We start from the raw sequence: 24,584 nt of genomic DNA on the forward strand, positions 1-24,584 counted from the left end.
CCCTGTGCTAGAGGTTAGTTGTCAAGTTCAGTAGGGTCACGTTCAACCTGCGAGATGAGAATTCTGGACCTCGGGGTGTCCGGGATTGGCAGCGACGCCATTGTTCAGGGAGGAGTCCCATGTTCGGTCAACGTGGTAGTGGTCTGCTCGGTCGGGTATTCCGGCGAATCAACCGCCGCCGTCAATGGCACCGGTTCCCCTTCCTCATCGCCCTTATCAATCTCGTCGCCCTGCGCCGCAACCTGCGCTGGCATAACCTCTACTCCACCGAGCGCGAGCGTCCGCAAGACCCCGAGCGGGAAGCGATCGACGTCCATCAGTTCCGCACCGCCGATGGGAGCTACAACGATCTGGCTGAACCGGCCATGGGCAAGGCCTATACGCGCTTCGGCCGCAACGTGCCGCCTGCCGAGACCTTCGGCGAGACCGGTGAGAGACTGATGACGCCGAGCCCACGGGTGGTCAGCCGGCGCTTGATGACTCGAGACGCCTTCGTGCCGGCGGCCACGCTCAATGTGCTGGTGCCTGCCTGGTTGCAGTTCATGGTGCACGACTGGTTCAGTCACGGCAGCAACGACACCGAGGCCGAACGCTACGAGGTGCCCCTGGACGAGGACGATGACTGGCCTTGGGAGAAGATGACGGTGTTGCGCAGCCGCCGGGACAGCACCCGATCATCCGCCGATGAGGGCCATCCCGATACCTTCCTCAATACCGAGACGCAGTGGTGGGACGCGTCCCAGCTCTATGGCAGCAGCCTGCGCCGTCAGCGCCTGGTGCGTACCGACCCCGACAGCGGCGAACTGCTGTCCGACGGCAAGCTCTATCTCAAGCCCGACGGCCACCTGCCGCTGGATGAGCATGGCATCGAACTGGCGGGCAGCAACGGCAACTGGTGGGTGGGACTGTCGCTGATGCACACCCTGTTCGCCCGAGAGCACAACGCCATCGTCGACCGGCTGCGGATCGAGCACCCCGACCGCGATGGCGAATGGCTGTTCCAGAAGGCCCGATTGGTGAATGCCGCCCTGATCGCCAAGATCCACACCGTCGAGTGGACCCCGGCGCTGCTCGATACCCCGGAGTTAAGGCTCGGCATGCGTGCCAACTGGTGGGGCGTGCTCGACGAGCACTTCTACCGCAGCCGGGGACGTGTCAGCGACAGCGAACTGTACAGCGGGATCGTCGGTTCGCCGGCGGATCACCATGCCGCCCCCTACGCCATTACCGAGGAATTCAGCGCCGTCTATCGCATGCATCCGCTGATTCCCGACGATTTCAGCTTCCGGCGCCTGGCCGACGATAGCCTGATCAAGGAGTGTGGCCTGACCGAGGTGGCCGGGTCTCTCACCCAGGCGCTCTATCAGGAGATGTCGCTCGGCGATGCGCTCTACTCGTTGGGCACCAGCCACCCCGGCGCCCTGGTGCTGCACAACTTTCCGCGCCATCTGCAGCAGCACGAGAAGCAGGCGCCGCATCATCGGGTGATCGATCTGGCCACGGTGGATGTGCTGCGCGACCGCGAGCGTGGGGTGCCGCGCTACTGCCGCTTCCGCCGCTTGATCGACATGCCGGCCCCCGGGAGCTTTGCCGAGTTGACCGACAACCCCGAGTGGCAGCGCGAGCTGGAGGCGGTCTATGGCGACGTGGAAGAGGTCGACCTGCTGATCGGTTGCCTGGCCGAGACCCCGCCGCCTGGCTTCGCCTTCAGCGATACCGCCTTCAGGATCTTCATCCTGATGGCCTCTCGACGCCTCAAGAGCGACCGCTTCTTCACCGAGGACTACACCCCCGAGATCTACACCCGGGCGGGGATGGAGTGGATCGACAACAACGACATGACGTCGGTCATCGGCCGCCACTTCCCCGCCCTGGCGCCGCGGCTGGAGGGCGTACGCAACGCCTTCTTCCCGTGGAACCGCGGCTAGCACGGATAGATCACGGATAGCGGACTAGCGGATAGAGAGGGAGGCAACGTGGCCAGACGAGTGGATGTTCCCGGCCTGATCAGTCTTCTGGAGGTCACCGACCCTCAGGAGATTCGCCTGCTCGATGGTGATTCGCGCCTCGATCGCTCCCTGGCAGTCAGCGGCGGCTTGATCAACCGCCTGCGCCTGGCCCGTCTGCGAGGTGCCTTCGTCTTCGACGGTGAGCCGCTGCCGGCCCTGCTTGGCCGCGAGGCCCAGGGGCGCGAGGTACGCCACGCCGAGCTGGGTCGGCGCCTCGATGAAGGCGCCGAGGCATCCTCCTGGCGCCAGGATTCGGCCTTCACGGCCCTGGTGGAGGGGGTGGCCGGCCAGGCCGACGCCGAGGCGCTGGGACCCGCCGCCCAGGGACTGCTGGGGCGGCGGTTCCGCGACGATTACCGGGCCGATGAGGCCACGTTTGCGGCCGCTCGGCGGCTCAATGACTATCCGCGTATGAATGCGCTGAAGGCGCTGCTCCAGCGCCTCAGTGGCCGACTCCGCCGGGATCGCCAGCTGCTGCATGAGCGTGCCCAGGGGGATCCCATGACCCTGCATGCCACCAGCGTGGCGGTGCATAACCTGGTGGGGGCGCTCGAGGCGATGCGAGCCTTGGCCGGCACGCCGGGGGCCTCGGCACTGTCCCAGGCGGCGGTGCTGGGGCGCTGCCTCAGTGCGCCGGAGACGCTGCTGCGCCAGGTGCTGGCGCCGCTGTCGACGCCCTGCTCGCCGCGTCGCCTGGTGCCGGGGGACCTGGTGCTGTTGCGGCTCGCCGAGGGGGTTCGAATCAGTGGGGATCAAGAATTGGCCTTCATGGGCGATAGCTGGGCGCGCTGTCCGGCCCGGCGTTTCATCCTGGCGCTGCTGGCCGATGTCTGGGGCCGGGCCCTGGCATCCCGGTCAGGGGAGGGCGCGTGATGAGCGAGGATGTCATCTTCACGCCGCTGAAGTGGCGCAACCTGGAGGTCAAGAACCGTCTCTTCCGCTCGAACATTTCCGGGCGATTCGATAACGAGGACGGCAGCCTGACCCAGACGCGCATCAACTGGGAGTGCCAGTTCGCCCGGGGCGGGGTGGGCGCCATCATCTCCTCCTTCGTGCCGGTTCAGATGGAAGGACGCATCCTGGCGAGCTACGCCACCATCCACCGCGATGACTTCATTCAACTGTGGCAGCGGCTCGGCGAGGCCGTGCACCGCTTCGACTGCAAGTACATCCTGCAGCTCAGCCACTCCGGCCGGCAGATGGATCTACCGGGGGTCAACAACCAGCATCGCCGGGCACTCAGTTCCACCAACCACAAGGAGGGCCTGCACGGCTTCCTGTGCCGGGCCATGAACACCCACGAGATCGAAGGCACCATCGAGGCCTTCGCCCGAGGCGCCTGGCGCGCCCGGGAGGCCGGGCTCGATGGCGTGGAACTGCATGCCGCCAACGGCTACCTGTTTACCCAGTTCCTGAGCTCGGCCATCAATGACCGGCGGGATCGCTACGGCGGTTCGCTGGCCAACCGGGCGCGCTTCCTGCTGGAGGTCATCCGCGCCATTCGCGAGCGAGTGGGGCCGGACTTCCACTTGCAGGTCAAGATCAGCGCCGTGGATCATAACGACATCCTGCCCTGGGAGGGCAAAGGCAATACCCTGGCGGAGACCCTGCAGGTCTGTCGCTGGGCCGAGACCGCCGGTGCCGATGCCCTGCATGTTTCGCTGGGCAGCCTCTTCCCCCACCCCCTGAACCCGGCCGGGGACTTCTCCTTCGAGACCATCGCCAGTACCTATGACGCCATGCTCTCCGCCGGGGTCGATACCTTTCGCAACTATCTGCTGTTCCGCTACCCGCCACTGCGCGGGATCTTTCGCTGGCTGTGGTTCCGCCACCGGCGCGACCGCCAGGTGGAGGGCATCGGCCTGGACGAGGCGCGTGCCATCCGCCAGGCGGTGAATATCCCGGTGATCAGCACCGGCGGTTATCAGCGTGCCTCTCTGGTGCGCGAGGCCATCGGCAGCGGAGCCTGTGACGCGGTCTCCAGTGCCCGGGCGCTGATCGCCAACCCCGACCTGCCGAGGCAGTGGCAGACCGGTCATGACGAGCCGGCACGCCCTTGCACCTTCTGCAACAAGTGCCTGCTCAACGCGCCGAAGAATCCCCTGGGCTGCTATGAGCTCTCCCGCTTCGACGGTGACCACGAGCGCATGATCGCGGCCCTGATGGCCATCTACGACACCCGACCCGAGCTGGGCCTGCCCCCGGTGCCGCCATCCCAGACCCCATGAGGCTGCCATGAGACGACAGGAGCCGCCCGTTACCGCCGTGCAACAGGAGGCCCGCCGCCGGCGTTGGCGGCGGTTGCCGCTGAGCCTGCTCGTTCTGGCCGTGGTGGTGGCCGGGGTGCTGGCCCTGGCGATCGGCTTGCCGACCCTGTGGCGCTACAGCGGGGAGTCGGTGCGTCACTACGCCGACCCGGAGACCCACTTCCTGCATGGCTCGATCGGCAGCGAGGTCAGCGGGCTGCCGGTCCGATTGTGGCGGGTGCTGCCGAGCCTTTTCCCGGACGTCTTCGATGGGGGGCACTATGAGGTGTTCGGTTTTCTCTACGCCCCGGGCGACGAGGCGAGCCGGGGGGACCTGCCGATCGGTGTGGGGACACGAGAAGTGCGCGGTGTGGATCTCGCCTGGTTCAACTGTGCGCTCTGCCATGTCGGTACGGTGCGCGAGACCCCTGACGCCCCTGCGAGGCAGATCTCCGGCATGCCGTCCAACAACCTGGACCTCCACGGCTTCATCAGCTTCCTGCTGGAGAACGCCGATGACCCGCGGCTAGCGCCGGACAGCGTGCTCGCTGCCATGGATGAGCAGGGGCAGGAGCTGGGCTGGATCGAGCGGCGGGTGTGGCGGCACGCGGTCCTGCCCCGGGTGCGTGAGGGGCTGCTGGGGACCCGGGCGATGCTCGCGCCGCTGCTGGCCGAGCAGCCGCCATGGGGGCCGGGTCGCGTGGATACCTTCAATCCCTACAAGTTGATCCAGTTCGACATGGACGTGGCCATGCTGGACGAGTCGGAGCGGATCGGCACCAGCGACTTCCCTGCCGTCTTCCTGCAGCGCCCCCGCCAGGGCATGGACTTGCACTGGGATGGCAACAACGCCTCGCTGCAAGAGCGCAACCTGAGCGCCGCCATCGGGGCCGGGGTGACCGAGGAGAGCGTCGATCACCCTGCCATCGAACGGGTGGCCGACTGGCTGCTGGACCTGGCGCCGCCGCCCAGCCCCTATCGCCCCGATGCCGACGGCGTTGCCGCCGGCAAGCGGCTCTATATGCGCCACTGCGCCGACTGCCACGGCTACCAGGACGGCGACCGCTACGTTTTCGACGGGGAGCGCCTCGGCCAGGTGGTGCCCAACGAGGGGCTTGGCGTCGATCCGGCCCGGCTCGACAGCTACACCGAGACCCTGCGCCGCGACCAGCTGACCCTGTTCGCCGATGACGAGCGCTATCGCTTCCGGCACTTCCGCAAGACCAACGGCTACGCCAACCTGCCCCTCGACGGCCTCTGGCTGCGGGCTCCCTACCTGCACAACGGGGCCGTGCCGACCCTGCATGACCTGCTGCTCCCCCCGGAGCAGCGCCCGCAAGCCTTCGTTCGCGGGCTGGATGTGCTGGATGAGGAGAAAGGCGGTTTTGTGGCGCCCGACTGCACGCCAGGCGAGCCCCTGGAAGAAGGCTTCTGTATCGACACCAGCGAGCCCGGCAACGGCCGCCAGGGGCATGCCTACGGGACCGAGCTGACCCCACAGGAGCGCTCGGCCCTGCTCGACTATCTGCTTACCTTCTAGGGGCAACCGGCCCGGGAGCCATACCATGCAGACCTCACACGATGTGTTCGCGACCTATCGGCGGGTGATGAAGGTGGGGATCGCCCTCAATGTGCTGCTGGGCCTGTGGCTCTGGCTGTGGCCCGTCAGCCTGCTGGGGGGGATGGGCGCCGATCTGCCGTATCCTCTGACCTGGGTGCGCTATGCCGGCCTGGCCATGATCGTGGTCGGGCTGCTCTATCTGCCGGCTGCGTTGTCACCGCTGCACAATCGCCTGGCGGCACTGCTGTCGATCCTGTGTCGAGCGCTCTTTGCGCTTTTCTTCCTGTTCGCTTCGGGCTTCCTGTGGCTACCGGCCCTCTTCGAGGCCGTGTTCGCGGTGCTGCAGGGAGTGACCTTCTGGCGGGCCTGGCGCACGGACCTGATGGCCAAGCCATAGGCCAGTTCGGCAGGCTAACGCTCAGACACGACAAGGGCCCGCGATCGCTCGCGGGCCCTTGCACGAGGTGTCAACGGCCAGCTATTCGGCGCCGGCTCCTGCCCGGAAGTGCTCCCAGGCATGATGGTAGAGCACACCGGCATAGCCGTTTCGCTGCATGATCTTGAGGATCTTCGCCGGGTTGCCGTCATCCAGGGCCTTGTGCAGCTTTGCCCGCTGCTCGTCGTCGAGGGCCTCGTACCAGTGGTAGGGCTGACCCTCGGTATTGCTATCCTCGGCTTTGCGCATCAGGTCGATCTCGATGCGCCCACCATGCTGATACAGGATGTCGTAGCCCTCCTGCAACTGGGTCGTCGGCACATCGCACGGCTTCTCGAGGCCTTCCAGCACGTTGTAGTAGTAATAGCTCAGCGGTTGCATATGGCTCCTCCAGCGGTAGGCCGTGGTACGTCCGTCTTGGGCAGCTGATCCTGGCTCTATCCTTACCGAGATGTGGCGCCGAGCACAATGCCCTATCTGGTTTGACGACGGCTACCGGGTATTGTTCGACCGAGACTGGCTGAGCCAACTCTGCGGTGGCACTCACCTACAGCGTCATGAGGGGCGTGGCCTCGCCGTCTCGGGCAGGGCGGCCTGGGCGTTGCGTCAGCGATGTGCGATCGTGCCGTGTCATGATGAACTCCCGCGGTGCAAGGCTTCAGGGACCTCAGTGACAAATCCCAACAGTCTTGCTGCTCATGATGGCCACGCTCCCCGTTACACTATGGACACCATGAGTTTCACGAGGCCTTGCAGGCCGAGGCTGCCTTGATGAGGTGAGTAGATGGCATTAACGAGATGTAGGCCAGGTGAGTCGGGGGAACCCCCGAAGTGGTTGGCACTTTCCTTGGGTGGGCTTCTCGCCGGCATGTTGGCGTTCACCGGCGCTGTTCAGGCCGAAGAGGAGGCCGAGTGGCCCCGCGGTCACTATCCGATGCCGGCGGAGGGTAACGTGATCGGCGAGAGCTTCACCGTAGCGGTGGAGGACCACGAGCACACGCTGATGGATATCGCCCGGGAGCATGGCGTCGGCTACGAGGAGATCATCAACGCCAATCCCGACGTCAGCATCTGGATTCCGGGCGAGGGCACCGAGGTGACGATTCCCGGTGCCTTCATCCTGCCTGACGCCGAACGCACCGGGGTGGTGATCAACATCGCCGAGTTGCGCCTCTACTACTATCCGGAAGTGGCCGAGGGCGAGACGCAGCGGGTCGAGACCTATCCGATCGGCATCGGCCGCGATGGCTATGACACGCCGCTGGGGGTCACCACGACCACCATGCGCCTGGAGGACCCGGCCTGGTATCCGCCGCGCTCCATCCGCGAGGAGGCCGCCGAGCGCGGCGACCCGCCGCCGGCCGTGGTGCCGCCCGGCCCCGACAACCCGCTGGGACGTCATGCCGTGTTGCTCGATATCCCCGGCTACCTGATCCACGGCACCAACGAGCCCGACGGCATCGGCATGCGCGCCAGCCGCGGCTGCATCCGCATGTTCCCCGAGGACATCGAATCGGTGTTCAACAACGTGCCCGTGGGCACCCAGGTCACTATCATCGACCAGCCGATCAAGGTCGGCTGGCAGGATGGCCAGCCGCTGGTGCAGGTCTTCGAGTCCCTTGAGGAGCAGGAACACGGCATGTCGGCCCTGATCGACACCATCTCCCGCCTCAACGAGGGTAACCAGAACGGTGTGGCCTTCGACTACGAGCAGCTGCGTGGCCTGCTCGAGTCGCCCAGCGGCCAGCTGGTGGCACTCACCCCCCCGGCCGAGCCGGAACCCGACGCCGAGCCGGCCCTCAACGGCATCTTCGAGGAGCTGGCACTCCGCGACGAGTGACAGCAGAACGGGCGCCCTCGGGCGCTCGTTTTCGTTGGTGGGTGTGGACGGCGGCTTACTCGGGATCGCATTCGGGCAGCGCCGCCACCAGCTCCAGCGCCACGCAGAGCCGCACCAGTTCGGCAAGGCTCCCCGCCCCCAGCGCCTTCATGGCGCGCAGCCGATAGACTTCCACCGTCTTGGCGCTGATGCCCAGATGCTCGGCGATCTCGCGGCTGGTCATCCCCTCTGCCACATGCACCAGGATCCGCTGCTCCTTGGGGCGCAGCGCCGCATAGCGGGCCTGCAGGGCGTCGTGGCGCGCTCGTTCCCGGCGCCGCTGTTGGTGGACCCGCAGCGCCTGCTGCACGGTGTCGATCAGCTGCTGATGGTTGAAGGGCTTCTCGATGAAGTCCAGGGCGCCGGCCTTGAGGGCCGCCACCGCCATGGGCACGTCGCCGTGGCCGGTCATGAAGATCACCGGAAGGTCATCTCCCCGTTCATTCATGCGCTGCTGGACCTGCAGACCGGAGAGGCCGGGCATGCGCACGTCCAGCAGCACCGCATCGAAGGCGTCCGGGTCGGCCGCCAGGAAGGCCTCGCCGTCGGCGAAGGCGCGGCTGGCCAGGTCCACGGAGTCGAGCAGCCAGGCCAGTGACTCGCGCAGAGCCTGGTCGTCGTCGACGACGGCGATGCAGGCGGTCGGGGTGTCGGTCACGGATGCCTCGCGGGAGCCGGGGGAGCGGGTTCGGCCAGCAGTGTAGCGGCAAAGGTGGCGCCGCCGGAACCGGTGGCGGGCAGCAGGCGCAGGTCGCCGCCCATGGCCTCCATCAGCGAGTGGCTGATGGCGAGCCCCATGCCGAGCCCCTCCGGGCGCCCTGAATGGAAGGGGGCGAAGATGCGCCCGGCCTCGGCGGCCGGCACGCCGGGCCCCTGGTCGCTGACCGTCAGGGTCACCTCGCGGCGGCCGCTCTGGCGGGCGCGCAGGCTGACCCGCTCGGCGTCCGGCTGCTCGCGGCTCGCCTCCAGGGCGTTGAGCAGCAGGTTGACCAGCACCTGCTCCAGGGCCACCGGGTCGGCGACCACCCTGGGCAGGGCCTCGGGCAGGTGGTGCTCCAGGCTGATGCTGGCCTGCTGAAACTGCCACTCGCACAGCCGGCAGGCGGCGTCCACCACCTCCAGCAGGGTGATCGGGCGCGGGCGAGTCTGGCCCTTGCGCACGAAGGCGCGGATATGACGCAGGCGTTCGGCCAGGCGGGCGACCTGCTCGCTGATGCGCGACAGCGGCAGGCGCAGCGCCTCGGCCGGGAGGTCGGGGTTGGCGTCGAGCTTGAGCAGGGCGCCGCTGGCGTAGTTGGCGATGGCGCCCAGCGGCTGGTTGAGCTCGTGGGCGATGTTGGAAGCGAACTCGCCGGTGGTGGCCAGGCGATTGGCGTGGGCAATCTGCTCCTGGTGGCGGCGCGCCTGGGCCTCGGCGGCCTTGTGCAGGCCGATATCGCGGTTGAGCAGCGACACATGGCCCGGCTCGGTCGCCGGCCCCCGGTGGGTCATCACCACGCTGAGCACCGGGACCGGCCCGCTGGGGCCGCGCATCGCCAGCTCACCGCTCCAGGAGCCGTAGCGGGCCACCGCAGGCAGCACGATATCGCGCAATTCGCCGAGCGAGCCTTCGGTATAGGCGTCTGCCAGGCGTGCCGTGACGCCCTCCCGGGGCAGTCGCAGCAGGCGCCGCGCGGCCTCGTTGGCATAGAACAGCCGCTCGCGGTCATCCATGAACAGCACGTGGTCGGTGGTGGATTCGACCACCCGGGCCAGGCGCTCGCGGTTGGCCTCGGCGCGCAGGCGCCGGCTCACGTCCCGGGAGACGCAGAGGATGTCGAGCAGTTCGCCGGTGGCGGGGTCGCGGCGGGTGCGGCTGGTGGTCTCGAACCAGACGTAGTGGCCATCCCGGGCGCGAAAGCGGTAGGTCTGCTGGTAGAAGCCAGCGTGGTAGTAGACCCTCGGCGACTTGTTGAGCAGGTCGGCCAGGTCCGCCGGGTGGAAGAGGTCGTAGGCGGAGACGCCGATCAGCGCCTCGGGCTCGTAGCCGAGCAGGTCCCGGGCGGCGCGGGAGGCGTAGAGGAAGGTGCCGTCCCGGGCGTGGCGGCTGATCAGGTCGGTGGTGCTCTCGGCCAGCCACTGGTAGTGGTCGCGCTCGCCCTGGAGGCGCTGAGTACTGTTCCTGAGTCGGCGGTTCTCCGCCTCCAGCGCGGCGCAGCGCGCCGCCAGCTGCCCGCGGTCGTCGGCCATCAGTGCGCCGGGTCCACCCGGCCGCCGAGCGAGGCGTTGCGCCGGAACCAGCCGGCGATGCTGGCCCGCGGCAGGCGGGTAGGCAGCACCTCGTGGGGCACGCGCTCGGCGAGAAAACAGGCGAAGGTGCCGGCGGCGGGGCGCGCCCGGGCCACTTCGAGCCCGGGGGCATCGGGGGCGTAGAGCACCATCTCACCGCCGCCGTCCTCGGGCCAATCGGGATTGAGGTAGCCCACGGTGGAGACTACCCGGTTGGCACGACCGCGGAAGCTATCGAGATGCTTGCGATAGAAGGCCCCGGTCGGGTAGTGGGCGAAATGGGCCTCGTACTCGAACAGCCCGAGAAACAGCGCCTGGTTCAGCGCCTGCTGCACCTCACCCATGGCCGAAAGATAGCGGCGCTGGGCGAGGCTTTCGCGGTCGAGCCAGTGGATGGCATCGCCGCGGATATCACGACGCAGCGTCAGTTCCCTGCCGCGGCCGATGCCGGCGGCCTCCAGGGCATCGTGTTCGGCCAGGGTCTGCAGTTCGGCGTGCAAATCGGCGCACAGGTCACCGTCGAGAACTCCGGTGCCCAGGTACCAGCCCTGTTCGACCAGCGCATCGATCAGCTGTGGCAGAGCCTCTGGGGCCAGGGCGGGGGGAGGGAAGGCGCTCAGCGTCTTGGTCTCCTCGAACGAAGGGGAAGTCAACGAGTGGCCTGCTGCTGGATGCGCAGCAAACGCTCGGGAAAGTAGCAGAGCCGGCCGGGCGGCTTCAGGTGCAGGTTCACCGGTCGGCCAAACCCCTCGGCCAGCAGCTCCACCAGCATCATCGCCGAGAGGCCCCAGATCACCTGGCCGTCCACATGGTAGTTGGGCACATAGAGGGGCCGGCCGTCCATGGGGATGACGTCGGTATGGTGGCGGCGATCCTCCAGAAAGTGGGCCAGGGGGACCTCGAAGATGGCGTCCAGTTCACTAGGGTCGGCGACGAGCGGCAGGTTCGGCGGGATCAGGCCCACGTAGGGGGTGACGCGCAGGCCGTGCAGCGAGACCACCTCCGACAGCCGGCCGAGCAGCTCCACCTGGTAGGGCGGCAGGGCGATCTCCTCGTGCGACTCGCGCAGGGCGGTGGCCAGCAGGTCCGAGTCGCCGGCCTCGCGCTTGCCGCCAGGGAAGGCCACCTGGCCGCCGTGGGTGTTGAGGTGGGCGGCGCGGCGGGTGAACAGCAGGGTGGGCTCGGGGCGGTCGACGATGGGCATCAGCACCGCCGCCTCAGGCAGGAGCAGGGTGGCCCGGCGGGGCCGGTGCGCTTGCAGGCGTTCGCGAAGATTCTCTAACATGGGGTTTCCGTCGGGTTTGATTCCTTCTACCCGTCTCTCGAGAGCGGCGTCAAGCCCGCCAGCCTGTGCCTGGGAGTCTCATGAATTTCTGCAGCCACTGCGGCCATACCGTGCGCTTCGCTATCCCCGAGGGGGACGACCGCCCCCGCTACCTGTGCGATGAGTGCGGCACCATCCACTACCAGAATCCGCGTATCGTCGCCGGCACCCTGCCGGTCAGCGACACTCGGGTGCTGCTGTGCCGCCGCGCCATTGCCCCGCGCAAGGGGTACTGGACCCTGCCGGCGGGCTACATGGAGAACGCCGAGACCACCGTTGAAGCCGCCGCCCGTGAGACCCTCGAGGAGGCCTGCGCCGAGGTCGAGATCCACGGGCTCTATACGCTGATCAACCTGCCGCATATCAATCAGGTCTACATGATCTTCCGGGCCGATCTCGTCGGCGGCTTCGAGCCCGGTTTCGAGAGCCTCGAGGTGGCGCTGTTCGAGGAGCACGAGATCCCCTGGGACGAGCTCGCCTTTCCTACCATCGAGCGCACCCTGCGTCACTTCTACAGCGACCGCCAAGGCAATGACTATCCGCTGCACGTCAGCGATATCAGCCCCGAGGACCGCGAGCGCTACTTCGGCTCGGCATGACGGGTTCAGCCTGGCGGGTTCTGTATGACGTGACTGGCCTGATGCGCCCGCCGCTCGGCGCAAGCCAGGCGTCACCCCGTCATTCCAGGCTTTCCAGCTTCCAGGCATCAAGGGCCGGCTCCTCGTAGGGGTGGGCGGCCCTGAGCGCCGCCACCGCCTCGCGGATCAGGTGATCCTCGCAGACCAGTTCTACCTTGAGTTCCTCTACTCGCTCCAGGTCGCCGACGCGGCCGATATGCGGGTTGGCGCCGGCCAGCGGACGAAACTGCCCGGTGCCCCGCGTCTCGAAGCAGCACGCCTCGTAGTCGCCGATGCGCCCGGCGCCGGTGGCGAATACGGCTTCCTTTACCGCCTCGGCGTCCGCCATGGGCACGAAGAAGGCCAGTTTGTACATCTCGGTTCTCCTTGAAGGGTGGCTGACGGTTGGGGCCTCGAGTTCCCCGCTATCCCTTGTGCCATGGTGCCGCACGCGGTGCCAGTGGAAAAAAATCTGTGACATGGTGAACTTCCTGTCTAATAAGTGTACAAATATGGTGTCTCGTACAGGGATGCCCTCAGGCACACCCAGGCAATTCAGGGCCCCTGACAGACTGCCCGTTGGACAACCTCTCGAGGAGTGACACCATGACAAGCTTCAAGACAGCAACCCGTTGGATGGGCGCCGGCATGGCCGGCCTGATGATGGCGGGCGCAGTTCACGCCGGCAGCCACTCAAACGCAGAGGCATCCCACGACATCGTCGACACCGCCATCGCCGCCGGGCAGTTCGAGACCCTGGTAGCCGCCGTCGAGGCCGCCGGCCTCGTCGACACCCTGAAGGGCGAAGGCCCGTTCACCGTCTTTGCGCCGACCGACGAGGCTTTCGCCGCGCTGCCCGAGGGCACCCTGGACGAGCTGCTGATGCCGGAGAACCAGGAGACCCTACAAGCGATCCTCACCTACCACGTGGTGGCCGGTAAGGTGATGGCCGAGGATGCCATGGGCCTGGACAGCGCCGAGACGGTTCAGGGCCAGTCGATCACCATCACCACCATGGATGGCAGCGTGATGATCAACGATGCCACCGTGATTCAGGCCGATATCGAGACCAGCAACGGCGTCATCCATGTGATCGACGGGGTGCTCCTGCCCGAGTGATAGTCCCCTTTCGCGTTTCCTCCAGTCCCTTGCTCTTGCCGCCCTTCGGGGCGGCTTTTTTGTTCAGTGGGCCCGCAAGTCGGGTTCTCCGCTTTCGGCGAGGATGAATGACCGGGTGGCGTCGCGCAGCCTGACGGCCTCTGCCCAGCCGCCGGTCGTCGGCAGGATCGCCTCGCCGATGCTGACCGTCACCTTGCCGGGACAGGGAAGCCACTCCCTGCCGCGCAGCACCGCCCGAGTGCCCTGCACGGCCACCGGTACCACGGGGACGCCGGATCGAACCGCGATGACGAAGGCCCCCATGTGGAAGTCATCGATGCCTGCCACCGAGTGGAAGGTGCCCTCTGGGAAGAAGGCCAGGGAGTCACCGCCCTCGAGGGCGGTGAAGACCCGTTGCGAGTCCCGGGTGGCCTGGCGGGGGTCGAAGCGCTCCACGAACAGCGTTCCCATGCGTGTCAGCACCAGTCGGGAGAGTAGGCGGCGCTGGAGCTCGGCCTTGGCCAGGTAGCGAAATCCCCGGGGCAGCGTTGCCGTCAGTGCCAGGGCATCCAGATAGCTGGAATGATTCGCCACCAGCACGCAGGGTGCCCGAAGGGGCAGTCGATCGATGCCGCGTCGTGTGAGGCGAATACCGGTGAGCCACGCGGCCAGACGGGTGATGTGATGCGCGACACGCCAGCGCCAGGTGAGCCGTGGCAGGGGCAGCGCCAACAGGCACAACAGGGCGGCCCCCAGGCCGCAGACGCTCCAGGCGTAGATGGCATAGAGGTACTTGCCGAGCCATTTCAGGTGCCGCCGAGCACGCTGCACGCCGGCCTTCGTGGCCAGGCCGACTGCCTGACGCCAGACGGGTGCAGCGCCCTGGCCGAGGCGACCGCTGCGGTAGTGTTCGGCGGTGGCCGCACGGCGGATCTTGCCGCTGGAGGTCTTCAGCACGCTGTGAGGTGGGACCAGACGGATGGCATCGGCCGGGATATTGACGATGTCGACCGTGACGTCGCGGATCGCCTGGGTGATGGTATCGCGACGTGCCGGGTCGTCGATGCGGGTCTCCGCCGCCACGATCAGCTCCTCGACTCCGCTCTCGGGGTCGAGGTGGCCGAACACTGCCACGCAGCCCTTCCTGACGCCCTCGATGCGCCCGATGGCTTCCTCGAGGTCATAGGGGTAGATGTTGCGCCCACCACGCACCAGCACATCCTTGACCCGGCCGCTGATATAGAGGTCGCCGTCGACGAGGTAGCCGCGGTCGCCGGTGCGCAACCAGTCGCCATCGAAGAGCTCGCGGGTTGCCGAGGGATTGTCGAAATAGCCCGCCTTGGACGAGGGGCCGCGGAATTCGATGTCGCCTTCGTGTCGTTCCGGCAGCTCACTGCCGTCACGCTCGACGATGCGAATCGCGTAGCCCGGCAGCGGCGGGCCGCAGTTGACAAAGGTCAGGGCCGGCTCCTGGCCGTGTGCCGGACGCGCCTCCTGCCGCGTGGTGAAAGCCTCGCGCTCGACCCGGTCAAGCGCGAGGCCGTGGCCGGGTCGAGCAATGCACAGTCCCACCGCGGCCTCGGCCAGGCCGTACACGGGCATCGGGGCGCCCGGAATCAGTCCGCAGTCGGCCAGGCCCTCGGTGAAACGCTGCATGGTGAGAGGGCTGACGGGCTCGGCACCGTTGAAGGCGACTCGCCAGCAGCTCAGATCCAGCCCCCGGACGCGCTCACGGTCCAGGGCACGCAGGCAGAGCTCGTAGCCGAAGTTGGGGCCGCCGGAGAGGGTGGCTCGGTGGTGGTGGATCAGCTCGAGCCAGCGCTGGGGGCGAGCGAGGAAGGTGAGCGGCGACATCACCACCAGCGGGACGGCGTAGTAGAGGCTACCCAGCCAGGCACCGATCAGGCCCATGTCGTGGTAGAGCGGCAGCCAGCTGACGAAGACGTCCCGGGAGGTCACCTCGAGTCGTTCGCCCATGGCGCGGATATTCGCCAGCAGCTGGCCGTGGGTCAGCATGACGCCCTTAGGATCCCCGGTGCTGCCCGAGGTGTATTGCAGCAGCGCCAGGCTCGACGATCCGGGAGGATCGGCGTCTCCGGTGCCGGTGCCGGTGCCGGTGTCGATATCGGTGTCGCCCGACTCGTCGAGTTCCGCCACCGTGACGATGCTGGCCAGCCGCGGCGCCTCGGCGCGCAGCAGGCGTGCCACACGGCGGGCTTCGGGCACCGTGATCAGGATCTTCGCACCGGCGTTGGTCAGGATGCGGCCGTGGCGTCGCAGGTGCTCCTCCAGCTGGGCCGGCCGCGCCGGAGGATAGATGGGGACCGGCACCGCGGCGGCTAGCAGGATGCCAAAGAAGGCGATGAAGTAGTCCGGCTCGGTGGGCAGCATCAGGGCGACCCGGTCGCCGGGGGACACCCCACGCTGGCGCAGGGCCGAGGCGATGATCCGGGCGCCACGCCCGAGCTGGGCATAGCTCAGCGTCTGCGGGGTGTTATCGCTGCCGTGGACGTGCAGGTGGATACGATCCGGGTGGTGCGCCAGGTGCCAGTCCAGCACCGCATTGAGGCTGTCGGCGGCATCGGGAACACCCTCCACCGCCGCATGGGTCGGCGCGCGCGCGACCGGTGGTGCCTCCGGGGTGGCACCCCGGACGGTCATCAGGATCTCGAGCAGCTCCGCCGGGGTATCCGCCATCAGCACGCTCTCGGGAAGCTGGACGGCGAAGGCGTCCTCGAGGCGCAGCAGCAGCTCGGAGCGCGCCATGCTATCGAGGCCGAGGTCACGGTCCAGGCGGTCGTCGAGCGTCGGTCGGACGTCTGTAGCACGCTGGGGTTGCGTCTCCTGGACCAAGGTGTCGATCACATCCAGCAGCCGGTGCTGCAACGCTTCGCCTTCTTGGGGGTGCCGGGTCTTGTCGGGTCGGGCCATCGATCACCTCGCGGCTGGCCTGCTTCTTCCCCGTGCTTTCCGGGTATGTGGTGACGACTCCGGGAGCCGGCCGGAGTTCATCTGGGGTTCACCCCTGGCAGCCTGTCGCGGGTCTCCATGCCAGCGTAGCTTGATTGTGACGCCGGCAGTGGCGAGTCTGTGTCAGTCGGGTCAAGGAGAAAGTGCATGCAAGCCGATCTCTTGGAACTGCTGGAGTGTTGCGGACTGAGTCCGCGCGGCGAGCTTCTCCCGCTGGGCGGCGGCGATATTGCCGCGGTCTACCGCCTGGCCACCGACCGGGGCGAGGTGGTGGTGAAGTCCGATGACGCGGCCCGGCTGGCCGGCGAGGCGGAGGGCCTTCGCGCACTCGCGGCGGCGAATAGCGGGCTGGTAGTCCCCACGGTACTCGCCGAGGGCAATGGCTTTCTGGTGATGGAGTCGCTGCCGGGCGGGACGAGAAGCCGAGCGTGCGAGGTCGCCCTGGGCGAGGGGCTTCGCCGGCTGCATGCGGTGACCGGCGAGGCCCACGGCTGGCCCCGGGACAACGCCTGTGGCGCCACGCCCCAGCCCAATGCACCGCTCGCCGACGGTCGCCTGTTTCAGCGCGAGCGGCGCCTGCTGCCGCTGGTCGAGGTCTGCCACGCCCGAGGGCTGCTCGATAGCCCCCTGCGCACTCGCCTCGAGGCGATCGCCCACGGGCTGGAGGCGTGGCTGCCGGACGCCCCGGCGAGCCTGGTGCATGGCGATCTGTGGTCGGGTAACGTGCTCTTCACCCCGCGGGGGCCGGCGATCCTCGATCCGGCCGTCTACCGTCACTACCCTGAGGTGGATCTCGCCATGCTCACCCTGTTCGGCTCACCCGGCGAGGCCTTCTTCGAGGCCTACTGGAACGGCCGCGCCCCGGCCGACTGGCCGAGGCGCGAGACGCTGTTCCAGCTCTATCCACTGCTCAACCACCTGTTGCTGTTCGGCGGTGGCTACCGCCGGGCGGTCGAGCGCGCGGTATCTACCCTCGAGGCCTGCCAGGAGTAGCGCCGTGGCCCCGGCCGAGCGTCTACCTCTTGAATCGACCGAGCAGGCGTTTCCACCAGCCGGGGGAGGAAGCATCCGCCGTTGCCGGCATCAGTGTCTCTCTCGGCCGTGCGAGGAAGTCGGCGATGGGGTCGACCTGGACGGCCCGGTCGAGCATGGGGGCATGGCCGCAGCCGGGCACCTCCAGCATGACCAGTCCCGGCTGGGCCTTGGCCATCTTCTCCACGCTGTCGCGGCGCAGCAGCGGGGAGTCGGCGCCGCGCACCACCATCAGCGGGCAACGAATGGCTTTCCAGTCGGCCCAGGTGTCCCGCGGTGTATCGTGGATGAATTGCTCGCCGATACGGGGATCGTAGTGGTAGGTCCAGCTGCCGTCGGGCAGTCGTCTGGCGCTGCCCAGGGCCAGTCGCCGCCAGGCAGTGTCGCTGTCGATGCCGAAGCCGACATAGTGGCGGCGCAACTCGGCCTCCAGATCGCCGAAACGGGTGAAGCGGTGTGGCGCGGCGAAGTAGCGGCCCAGGTCGGCGAGGCCCTGCGGGTCCAGCTCCGGGCCCACGTCGTTGAGGACCAGCCGTTCGATGCGCGAGGCCGTCTCGCGGTGCGCCGCGAGCAGCATGCCGATCAGCCCGCCCATGGAGGTGCCTACCCAGGGCACGCGGTCCAGCCCGAAGTGGTCGAGCAGGGCGATGGCCAGGGTGGTATAGCGCGAGTAGAGGTAGTCGTGGGCGGGGAAGAGGGGCCAGCCCGAAAGGCCGCGCCCGGGGGTATCCGGGGCGAGCACTCGCCAGGTGGGGCCCAGCGCCCTGGCGAAGTCCTCGAAATCGCCGCCGTGACGGGCCAGGCCGTGCCAGGCCACGACCGTCCGGGTCGCCTCGGGATGCCAGATGCGCACCGCAACCTCCAGCTGTTCGACTTTCACCAGTTCCAGCGCATCCATTCCCTTGCTCCATTGTCTTGTCGGTGGCGGTTTTCTATGCGGTTTTCCGGATGGCCTGCTGCGTGGCTTTACATCGATGTATCGCCGCAGCTTAGCGGCAGGCCAGACTCGGGTCGAGTCGGTAAAAATTATACTAAACTTGATCATGTTATATTTATTGTATAATATTTTCTGAGAGGGACCTCAACCCTCTGCTAAATGACCCGTTATCGTTTCAAGTCTTGTCTGTACCAACCCTGCCTTGCCGCCCCGCCCCGGGCGGTTTTTTTCTGCCTGCAAGCGGGCCGGAGGCGGAAAAGTCGCTAGTATACATACATGAATGTAGCTATAATCCCCGCCTGTTCCTGAGCAGTGCACCGGCGCGCTTCCCCCCTGCCGCCGGGCCCCTGACGAGATCATCCAGAGTGGAGACTTCCATGCGATTGGCACCCCTTGAGGGGCACAGGCCCCTGAAGACCCTGGCCCTGGCCGGCCTGTTGGCCGTCGGGCTGTCCGCCTGCGGGCAGGATAACGACCAGGCCGCAGCGCCCGGTGGCGGTGGTGGCGACCGTCCGCCCCCTCCGGTGGTGGTGGTCGGTGTGGAGTCGCGCAGCGTGGAGGTGATCGAGGAGTATGCGGCACGTGCACGGGGCTCCCGGGAAGTGGAGGTCCGCGCACGGGTCGAGGGCATCCTCGAGGAGCGCCTCTATACCGAGGGCCAGGTGGTCGAGCACGGTGCAGCGCTGTTTCGTATCGATCGTGAACCCTACGAGATCGAGCTCAAGCGTGCCGAGGCGGAGCGGGCCAACGCCCAGGCCGAGCTGAACCAGGCCAACCGCGAGTGGCAGCGGATCTCGACCCTGTTCAACCAGAACGCGGTCAGCGAGCGCGAGCGCGACAGCTCGCTCTCCGCCCGGGAGCTGGCCGAGGCGCGCTATGCCCTGGCTGCTGCCGGGGTGGCCAGCGCCGAGCTGAATCTCAGCTACACCCAGGTGGAGGCGCCCTTGGCTGGCCTGACCGGCCTGGAGAGCTTCCCCGAGGGGAGCCTGATCGAGCGCGGCACCCTGCTGACCAGCGTGACCCAGCGGGATCCGGTCCACGTGCGCTTCTCGCTGCCCGAGCGCGATGCCGCCCTGCAGCGTGCTGCCCGCCGCGCCATGAGTGATGCCCAGGCGGAGGCCCCCCGTGAGGCTTGGCTGACCCTGCCCGACGGCAGCGAGTACGCCGAGCGCGGCCAGATCGACTTCACCGACAGCACCATCGACCCGCGCACCGGCAGCGTCTCGGCCCGTGCCGTCTTCCCCAACCCCAACGGCGACGTGGTGCCCGGCCAGTTCGTGCGCGTGCGCGTGCTGGTGCAGGAGCTCGATGACGTCTTCCTGGTGCCCCAGGAGGCGGTCGGCCAGGGCCCCAGCGGTCCGCGCATCTTCGTGGTCGAGGACGACCAGGCCCACGCCCGGGACGTCGAACTCGGCCCCATCGTCGACAACCGCCAGGTGGTGCTGGCCGGCCTCGAGGCGGGAGACCGCATCGTGATCAGCGGCCTGGTGACCCTCCAGGACGGCATGCCGGTCCAGGCCAGCGTGGTGGACTCCGCCGAGGAGGTCGACCTGAACGAGACGGCTGGCGAGGTCTCGCTGGATGACGAGATCGCCGCTGACGAGGAGGCGTGATGCTCAGGTTCTTCATCGATCGACCGATCTTTGCCTCGGTCATCTCCATCATCATCGTGCTGGTCGGCCTGGCGGCGCTGCGCGCCCTGCCGGTGGAGCAGTACCCCGACGTGGTGCCGCCCCAGGTGGTGGTGCAGGCCGCCTATCCCGGCGCCAACTCCACGGTGATCGCCGAGGCGGTTGCCGCCCCCCTGGAGCAGGAGATCAACGGCGTCGACAACATGCTCTACATGGAGTCGACCTCCACCGACGCCGGCAGCCTGCAGATCACCATCTCCTTCGCGATGGGAACCGACCCCGATCAGGCCGCTATCAACGTCAACAACCGCGTGCAGGCCGCCACCGCTCGCCTGCCCCAGCAGGTGCGCGACCAGGGCGTGCGCGTCGAGGCGCGCTCCAACAATATCCTGATGGTGCCGGTGCTCTTCTCGCCGGACGGCAGCCGCGATGTACTGTTCATGTCCAACTATGGGCTGCTCAACGTGCTCGATGAGCTGGTGCGCATTCCCGGGGTGGGTGATGCCTCGCTGTTCGGCGCCCAGGACTACTCCATGCGCGTCTGGCTCAGCCCCGACAAGCTGGCCCAGTACGGTCTGACCCCCAACGACGTGGCCAGTGCGATCCGCGAGCAGAACGCCCAGTTTGCCGCCGGTAGCCTCGGCGCCGAGCCTTCGCCGCCCGGCCAGGCCTACACCTTCTCGGTGACTACTCGGGGCCAGCTCGCCGACCCGGCCGAGTTCGAGGCCATCATCCTGCGGTCTGACCAGGACGGCAGCACCCTGCGCCTGGGCGACGTGGCTCGCGCCGAGCTGGGTTCCCAGAGTTACGCCTTCTCGGCCACCTACAACGGCCAGGACGCGGTTCCCATGGGGGTCTACCTGCAGCCGGGCGCCAACGCCCTGGAGACTGCCACCGCGGTTCACGAGGCACTGGCGGATCTCTCCACCCGCTTCCCGGAGGGGCTCTCCTACACGGTGCCCTACGACACCACCGAGTTCGTCGAGATCTCTATCCGTGAGGTGTTCATCACCCTGCTGGTGGCCGTGGCGCTGGTGGTGGCGGTGACCTTCGTCTTCCTGCAGAACTGGCGCGCCACCCTGATCCCGGTGGCGGCGATTCCGGTGTCGCTTATCGGCACCTTCGCCGGCATGCTGGCCTTCGGCTTCTCGGTCAATCTGCTGACGCTGTTCGGCCTGGTGCTGGCCATCGGCATCGTGGTGGATAACGCCATCATCGTGCTGGAGAACGTCGAACGCCTGATCAACGAGAAGGGGATGAAGGCTCGTGAGGCCTCCGTCGAGACCATGAAACAGGTGGCCGGCGCCGTGGTCTCCTCCACCCTGGTGCTGGTGGCGGTGTTTGTGCCGGTGACCTTCCTGGGCGGCCTGACCGGTGAGCTCTACCGTCAGTTCGCGGTGACCATCGCCGTCTCCGTGGTGGTCTCCGGCGTGGTGGCCCTGACCCTGACCCCGGCCATGTGCGCCCTGCTGCTCGACAAGCAGTCACACCAGGTGGCCAAGCCCTTCCAGTGGTTCAACGCCGGCTTCGACAAGTTGACGCGCGGCTTTGCCTGGCTGGTGTCCAAGCTGCTGCGCCATGCGCTGATCGGCGTGGTGCTGTTTGTCGGCGTGATCGCTCTGACGGTGTTCTCGCTGACCCGCCTGCCGCCGGGGCTGGTGCCCCAGGAGGACCAGGGCGTGGCGCTGGTGGTCTACCAGCTGCCTCAGGTATCCGCGCTGCCGCGTACCGAGGCGGTGCGCGACCAGCTCTCCGGTATGCTACTGGAGCTGGATGAGGTCGACGAGTTCACCGCCATCGCCGGCTTCGACATCATCGCCGGTTCGCTGCGCACCAACGCCGGGGTGGGCTTCGCTAACCTCGCCGACTGGAGCGAGCGCGAGGGCCCCGGCCAGGATGCCCAGTCCCTGACCGGCCGGATCATGGGCATGGGCGGCGGACTCCCCGAGGCACTGGTGATCTCCTTCGCCCCGCCGCCCATCATGGGGCTATCGCTGACCGGCGGCGTGGAGGGCTACCTGCAGGTGCGCGGCGACGCTACCACCGAGGAGGTCGCCGAGCTGGCTGGCCGGCTTGCCGCCGCCGCCAACGAGCGCCCGGAGCTGGCCAACGCCCGCACCACCCTGGACACCTCCATTCCGCGCTACCGGGCGGACCTGGATCGTGAAAAGGCCCGCGCCATGGGCGTGCCCATCAATGAGGTCTTCGCCAGCATGCAGAGCACCTTCGGCGCTCTCTATGTGAACGACTTCACCCTGGCGGGGCGCAACTGGCAGGTGAACCTGCAGTCCGAGGGGGAGTTCCGCAGCAAGCCCGAGGATCTCAACAAGGTCTTCGTGCGCTCCCAGAGCGGCGAGATGATCCCGCTCTCCTCGCTGGTGACCCTGACCCGGGAGGCGGGGGCGGACATCCTCAACCGCTACAACGTCTATTCGGCCGCCAAGTTCCTGGCCGATGCGGCGCCGGGCTATACCACCGGCCAGGCCAAGGAGGCCATGGAGGAGGTGGCCGCCGAGGTGTTGCAGGGCGGCGATGCGTCCCTGGGCTGGACCGGCGAGGCCTATCAGCTCGATGCGGCGGCCGGCGCCGGCGGCCTGGCCTTTGGCCTGGGCCTGCTGATGGTGTTCCTGATCCTGGCCGCCCAATACGAGCGTTGGACGCTACCGCTGGCGGTAGCCACCGCGGTGCCCTTCGGGGTGCTGGGGGCGGCGCTTTCTGCCATGCTGCGTGGCTTCCCCAACGATATTTACTTCCAGGTGGGCCTGCTGGTGCTGATCGGCCTGGCGGCCAAGAACGCCATCCTGATCGTGGAGTTCGCCGCCCAGAACCGCCGTGCCGGGATGAGCTCCACCGAGGCCGCCTTGGGCGCCGCACGGCAGCGCTTCCGTGCCATCCTGATGACGGCGATGACCTTCATCATCGGCACCCTGCCGCTGGTGTTCGCCACCGGCGCCGGCGCCAACAGTCGTCAGGAGATCGGTACCGTGGTGGTTGGCGGTATGCTGATGGCCAGCTCCCTGGCGCTGATCTTCGTGCCGCTGGCCTACAAGCTGATGGATGATCTCACCACCTGGCAGCGCGAGCGCAAGATGACCCGGCAACAGAAGGAGTCGACCCATGCGTAAGGCTCTCCCGATCCTGCTGCTCTCCACCGCGCTGATCGCCGGCTGTGCCGTGGGGCCCGACTACCGGGCCCCGGAGCTGGAGCTTCCCGAGACCTGGCCCGAGCATGTGCTGCTCTCCGACGAGGCGCGCGCCGACTGGCAACAGTGGTGGCACCAGTTCGAGGATCCGCACCTGGATGCCCTGGTGGCCAGGTCCGTGGATGACAACCTGGAGCTGCGCCTGCAGCTGGCGCGAATCCAGGAGGCCCGCGCTCGGCTCGGGCTGGCCCGCGCCGAGCAGCTGCCGTCGGTGAGCGCCCAGGCCGAGGCGGCCCGGGAGCGTACCCCGGGGGCCGCCTCGCCGCTGGGACAGAGCAGCACTGATAGCCTCTTCTCCCTGGCCGGCGTGCTCGACTACGAACTCGACTTCTGGGGTCGGCTGGCCCGTGAGCGGGAGGCCTCCGAGGCGCTGCTCGAGCAGAGCCTGTTCGCCCACGACGCGGTGCGCCTCAATGTGATCGCCGACGTGGTCGCCACCTACTTCGACCTGCGCAGCGCCCAGCGCCAGCTCCGTATCACCGAGGCCACGGCGGAGTCTCGCGAGGAGACCTTCCGCCTCGAGCAGCTGCGCTTCGACGTGGGGGAGAGCGATGAGCTGGCGCTGCGCCAGGCGCAGTCGGAACTGGAATCGACCCTGGCTCAGCTGCCGTCGCAGCGTGAGCGGGTGGGGGTGCTGGAAGGCGCCCTGGCCCTGCTGGTGGGCATGAGCCCCGCCGAGCTGATGAGCGAGCTGGACTTCGGTGACACCGACCTGGAAGCGATCGCCCTGCCCGACGGGGTGCCGGCGATGCTTCCCTCGGAACTCCTCGCACGCCGCCCGGATATCCGCTCGGCAGAGGCAGGGCTGGTCGCCGCCAACGCCGGCATCGGCGTGGCCGAGGCGAGCCGCTTGCCGCGCTTCAACCTGGGCGGTCTGCTGGGCACGGCGGCCGGTGATGCCGGCGACCTCCTCACCTCCGGCGCGGGTACCTGGGGGCTCTCCGCCACGGTGATGGGGCCGCTGTTCGACTTCGGCCGCAGCGCCTCTCGTATCGACACCGCCGAGGCACTGGCCGAGCAGGCCGAGGTGCAGTACCGCGCCACCGTGGCCCAGGCCTTCAACGAGGTGCGCAACGCCCTGGTCACCTATGAGGCCAGCGGCGAGCGCGTCGAGGCGATTCGCCGCCAGTTGACCGCTTTCGAGCGGACCCTGGAGCTGGCGGAGGTGCGCTACCGGGAGGGCTTCGTCGGCTTCATCGAGCTGCTCGATGCCCAGCGAGCGATGCTCGCCGCCGAGCTTGCGCTCTCCGAGGCGATGCGCGATCGCCTGACCGCCACCGCCACGCTGTTCAAGGCGCTGGGTGGCGGCTGGCAGGTCGACGGCTGAGGTGCCGAAAGGCCCAGGGAACCAGGGCTGGCCTGCCTGCAGGCCG

20 protein-coding genes are annotated in these 24,584 nt (G+C 67.8%); 12 read left to right on the top strand and 8 right to left on the bottom strand.

The features are described from left to right. The first annotated feature begins 119 nt into the window (after nucleotides 1–119). From ACM26W_RS06605 to ACM26W_RS06625, 5 genes are read left to right on the top strand one after another with little or no spacing between them, the layout of a single operon-like run. Nucleotides 120–1,928: a peroxidase family protein gene (locus ACM26W_RS06605; protein WP_416140040.1), complete on the top strand. Its 1,809-nt coding sequence runs from the start codon at nucleotides 120–122 to the stop codon at nucleotides 1,926–1,928. Nucleotides 1,929–1,976: 48 nt separating this feature from the next. Then, complete coding sequence (locus ACM26W_RS06610) at nucleotides 1,977–2,882, top strand: hypothetical protein (RefSeq protein ID WP_416140041.1); 906 nt, start codon at nucleotides 1,977–1,979, stop codon at nucleotides 2,880–2,882. Beyond that, nucleotides 2,882–4,237 (top strand): NADH:flavin oxidoreductase, encoded by a 1,356-nt coding sequence (locus ACM26W_RS06615; RefSeq protein WP_416140042.1) that lies wholly within the window; start codon nucleotides 2,882–2,884, stop codon nucleotides 4,235–4,237. Before ACM26W_RS06610 ends, ACM26W_RS06615 begins: the two co-directional genes overlap by 1 nt. Nucleotides 4,238–4,244: 7 nt before the next feature. Next, nucleotides 4,245–5,795: a hypothetical protein gene (locus ACM26W_RS06620; RefSeq protein WP_416140043.1), complete on the top strand. Its 1,551-nt coding sequence runs from the start codon at nucleotides 4,245–4,247 to the stop codon at nucleotides 5,793–5,795. Nucleotides 5,796–5,820: 25 nt separating this feature from the next. Beyond that, nucleotides 5,821–6,213, top strand: coding sequence for a hypothetical protein (locus ACM26W_RS06625; protein WP_416140044.1), 393 nt, complete (start codon nucleotides 5,821–5,823; stop codon nucleotides 6,211–6,213). A gap of 81 nt (nucleotides 6,214–6,294) precedes the next feature. Here ACM26W_RS06625 and ACM26W_RS06630 read toward each other — a convergent pair whose 3' ends face one another. Then, a complete protein-coding gene (locus ACM26W_RS06630) occupies nucleotides 6,295–6,633 on the bottom strand; it encodes a hypothetical protein (protein WP_416140045.1) in 339 nt (112 codons plus the stop codon). 487 nt (nucleotides 6,634–7,120) lie between these two features. Between ACM26W_RS06630 and ACM26W_RS06635 the strand changes: the two genes are divergently transcribed. After that, on the top strand, nucleotides 7,121–8,092 hold the full coding sequence (locus tag ACM26W_RS06635) for a L,D-transpeptidase family protein (protein WP_416140830.1): 972 nt from the start codon (nucleotides 7,121–7,123) through the stop codon (nucleotides 8,090–8,092). Nucleotides 8,093–8,147: 55 nt separating this feature from the next. On the opposite strand, the gene ACM26W_RS06640 is transcribed toward ACM26W_RS06635, so the two are convergent. Genes ACM26W_RS06640 through ACM26W_RS06655 form a run of 4 tightly spaced genes read right to left on the bottom strand, consistent with a single transcriptional unit; the run spans nucleotide 8,148 to nucleotide 11,684 of the window. After that, a complete protein-coding gene (locus ACM26W_RS06640) occupies nucleotides 8,148–8,789 on the bottom strand; it encodes a response regulator transcription factor (protein WP_416140046.1) in 642 nt (213 codons plus the stop codon). Then, on the bottom strand, nucleotides 8,786–10,360 hold the full coding sequence (locus ACM26W_RS06645) for an ATP-binding protein (protein WP_416140047.1): 1,575 nt from the start codon (nucleotides 10,358–10,360) through the stop codon (nucleotides 8,786–8,788). Before ACM26W_RS06645 ends, ACM26W_RS06640 begins: the two co-directional genes overlap by 4 nt. Further along, on the bottom strand, nucleotides 10,360–11,019 hold the full coding sequence (locus ACM26W_RS06650; protein WP_416140831.1) for a 2OG-Fe(II) oxygenase: 660 nt from the start codon (nucleotides 11,017–11,019) through the stop codon (nucleotides 10,360–10,362). Before ACM26W_RS06650 ends, ACM26W_RS06645 begins: the two co-directional genes overlap by 1 nt. Nucleotides 11,020–11,048: 29 nt before the next feature. Continuing rightward, complete coding sequence (locus ACM26W_RS06655; RefSeq protein WP_416140048.1) at nucleotides 11,049–11,684, bottom strand: CoA pyrophosphatase; 636 nt, start codon at nucleotides 11,682–11,684, stop codon at nucleotides 11,049–11,051. 80 nt (nucleotides 11,685–11,764) lie between these two features. Here ACM26W_RS06655 and ACM26W_RS06660 point away from each other — a divergent pair, with 80 nt between their 5' ends. Then, on the top strand, nucleotides 11,765–12,322 hold the full coding sequence (locus ACM26W_RS06660) for an NUDIX hydrolase (RefSeq protein WP_416140049.1): 558 nt from the start codon (nucleotides 11,765–11,767) through the stop codon (nucleotides 12,320–12,322). A 79-nt stretch (nucleotides 12,323–12,401) separates the two neighbouring features. Here the strand turns inward: ACM26W_RS06660 and ACM26W_RS06665 are convergent, their stop codons facing one another. Continuing rightward, entirely contained in the window at nucleotides 12,402–12,716 is a 315-nt protein-coding gene (locus ACM26W_RS06665; RefSeq protein WP_416140050.1) for an NGG1p interacting factor NIF3, read from the bottom strand. Nucleotides 12,717–12,946: 230 nt separating this feature from the next. Here ACM26W_RS06665 and ACM26W_RS06670 point away from each other — a divergent pair, with 230 nt between their 5' ends. Next, nucleotides 12,947–13,459: a fasciclin domain-containing protein gene (locus ACM26W_RS06670; protein WP_416140051.1), complete on the top strand. Its 513-nt coding sequence runs from the start codon at nucleotides 12,947–12,949 to the stop codon at nucleotides 13,457–13,459. A gap of 63 nt (nucleotides 13,460–13,522) precedes the next feature. On the opposite strand, the gene ACM26W_RS06675 is transcribed toward ACM26W_RS06670, so the two are convergent. Then, nucleotides 13,523–16,369 (bottom strand): AMP-binding protein, encoded by a 2,847-nt coding sequence (locus ACM26W_RS06675; protein WP_416140052.1) that lies wholly within the window; start codon nucleotides 16,367–16,369, stop codon nucleotides 13,523–13,525. Nucleotides 16,370–16,555: 186 nt separating this feature from the next. Here ACM26W_RS06675 and ACM26W_RS06680 point away from each other — a divergent pair, with 186 nt between their 5' ends. Next, nucleotides 16,556–17,401 (top strand): fructosamine kinase family protein, encoded by an 846-nt coding sequence (locus ACM26W_RS06680; protein WP_416140053.1) that lies wholly within the window; start codon nucleotides 16,556–16,558, stop codon nucleotides 17,399–17,401. Between the two features lie 22 nt (nucleotides 17,402–17,423). Here the strand turns inward: ACM26W_RS06680 and ACM26W_RS06685 are convergent, their stop codons facing one another. Continuing rightward, nucleotides 17,424–18,338: an alpha/beta fold hydrolase gene (locus tag ACM26W_RS06685; RefSeq protein WP_416140054.1), complete on the bottom strand. Its 915-nt coding sequence runs from the start codon at nucleotides 18,336–18,338 to the stop codon at nucleotides 17,424–17,426. Between the two features lie 416 nt (nucleotides 18,339–18,754). Between ACM26W_RS06685 and ACM26W_RS06690 the strand changes: the two genes are divergently transcribed. From ACM26W_RS06690 to ACM26W_RS06700, 3 genes are read left to right on the top strand one after another with little or no spacing between them, the layout of a single operon-like run. Further along, nucleotides 18,755–19,990, top strand: coding sequence for an efflux RND transporter periplasmic adaptor subunit (locus tag ACM26W_RS06690; RefSeq protein WP_416140055.1), 1,236 nt, complete (start codon nucleotides 18,755–18,757; stop codon nucleotides 19,988–19,990). Continuing rightward, on the top strand, nucleotides 19,990–23,133 hold the full coding sequence (locus ACM26W_RS06695) for an efflux RND transporter permease subunit (protein WP_416140056.1): 3,144 nt from the start codon (nucleotides 19,990–19,992) through the stop codon (nucleotides 23,131–23,133). Before ACM26W_RS06690 ends, ACM26W_RS06695 begins: the two co-directional genes overlap by 1 nt. Next, complete coding sequence (locus ACM26W_RS06700) at nucleotides 23,126–24,538, top strand: efflux transporter outer membrane subunit (RefSeq protein ID WP_416140057.1); 1,413 nt, start codon at nucleotides 23,126–23,128, stop codon at nucleotides 24,536–24,538. Before ACM26W_RS06695 ends, ACM26W_RS06700 begins: the two co-directional genes overlap by 8 nt. Nucleotides 24,539–24,584 lie beyond the last annotated feature (46 nt).

Origin of the sequence: Halomonas sp. HK25 (assembly GCF_047795635.1) — a bacterium.
Taxonomy (GTDB): domain Bacteria; phylum Pseudomonadota; class Gammaproteobacteria; order Pseudomonadales; family Halomonadaceae; genus Halomonas.

What these genes read in the sequence shown, in the direction of transcription:
- ACM26W_RS06655 (WP_416140048.1), bottom strand. Translation starts at nt 11,684, where the DNA reads ATGTTAGAGAATCTTCGCGAACGCCTGCAAGCGCACCGGCCCCGCCGG.
- ACM26W_RS06635 (WP_416140830.1), top strand. Translation starts at nt 7,121, where the DNA reads ATGTTGGCGTTCACCGGCGCTGTTCAGGCCGAAGAGGAGGCCGAGTGG.
- ACM26W_RS06695 (WP_416140056.1), top strand. Translation starts at nt 19,990, where the DNA reads ATGCTCAGGTTCTTCATCGATCGACCGATCTTTGCCTCGGTCATCTCC.
- ACM26W_RS06675 (WP_416140052.1), bottom strand. Translation starts at nt 16,369, where the DNA reads ATGGCCCGACCCGACAAGACCCGGCACCCCCAAGAAGGCGAAGCGTTG.
- ACM26W_RS06645 (WP_416140047.1), bottom strand. Translation starts at nt 10,360, where the DNA reads ATGGCCGACGACCGCGGGCAGCTGGCGGCGCGCTGCGCCGCGCTGGAG.
- ACM26W_RS06605 (WP_416140040.1), top strand. Translation starts at nt 120, where the DNA reads ATGTTCGGTCAACGTGGTAGTGGTCTGCTCGGTCGGGTATTCCGGCGA.
- ACM26W_RS06690 (WP_416140055.1), top strand. Translation starts at nt 18,755, where the DNA reads ATGCGATTGGCACCCCTTGAGGGGCACAGGCCCCTGAAGACCCTGGCC.
- ACM26W_RS06625 (WP_416140044.1), top strand. Translation starts at nt 5,821, where the DNA reads ATGCAGACCTCACACGATGTGTTCGCGACCTATCGGCGGGTGATGAAG.
- ACM26W_RS06680 (WP_416140053.1), top strand. Translation starts at nt 16,556, where the DNA reads ATGCAAGCCGATCTCTTGGAACTGCTGGAGTGTTGCGGACTGAGTCCG.
- ACM26W_RS06670 (WP_416140051.1), top strand. Translation starts at nt 12,947, where the DNA reads ATGACAAGCTTCAAGACAGCAACCCGTTGGATGGGCGCCGGCATGGCC.
- ACM26W_RS06620 (WP_416140043.1), top strand. Translation starts at nt 4,245, where the DNA reads ATGAGACGACAGGAGCCGCCCGTTACCGCCGTGCAACAGGAGGCCCGC.
- ACM26W_RS06665 (WP_416140050.1), bottom strand. Translation starts at nt 12,716, where the DNA reads ATGTACAAACTGGCCTTCTTCGTGCCCATGGCGGACGCCGAGGCGGTA.
- ACM26W_RS06630 (WP_416140045.1), bottom strand. Translation starts at nt 6,633, where the DNA reads ATGCAACCGCTGAGCTATTACTACTACAACGTGCTGGAAGGCCTCGAG.
- ACM26W_RS06660 (WP_416140049.1), top strand. Translation starts at nt 11,765, where the DNA reads ATGAATTTCTGCAGCCACTGCGGCCATACCGTGCGCTTCGCTATCCCC.
- ACM26W_RS06685 (WP_416140054.1), bottom strand. Translation starts at nt 18,338, where the DNA reads ATGGATGCGCTGGAACTGGTGAAAGTCGAACAGCTGGAGGTTGCGGTG.
- ACM26W_RS06700 (WP_416140057.1), top strand. Translation starts at nt 23,126, where the DNA reads ATGCGTAAGGCTCTCCCGATCCTGCTGCTCTCCACCGCGCTGATCGCC.
- ACM26W_RS06615 (WP_416140042.1), top strand. Translation starts at nt 2,882, where the DNA reads ATGAGCGAGGATGTCATCTTCACGCCGCTGAAGTGGCGCAACCTGGAG.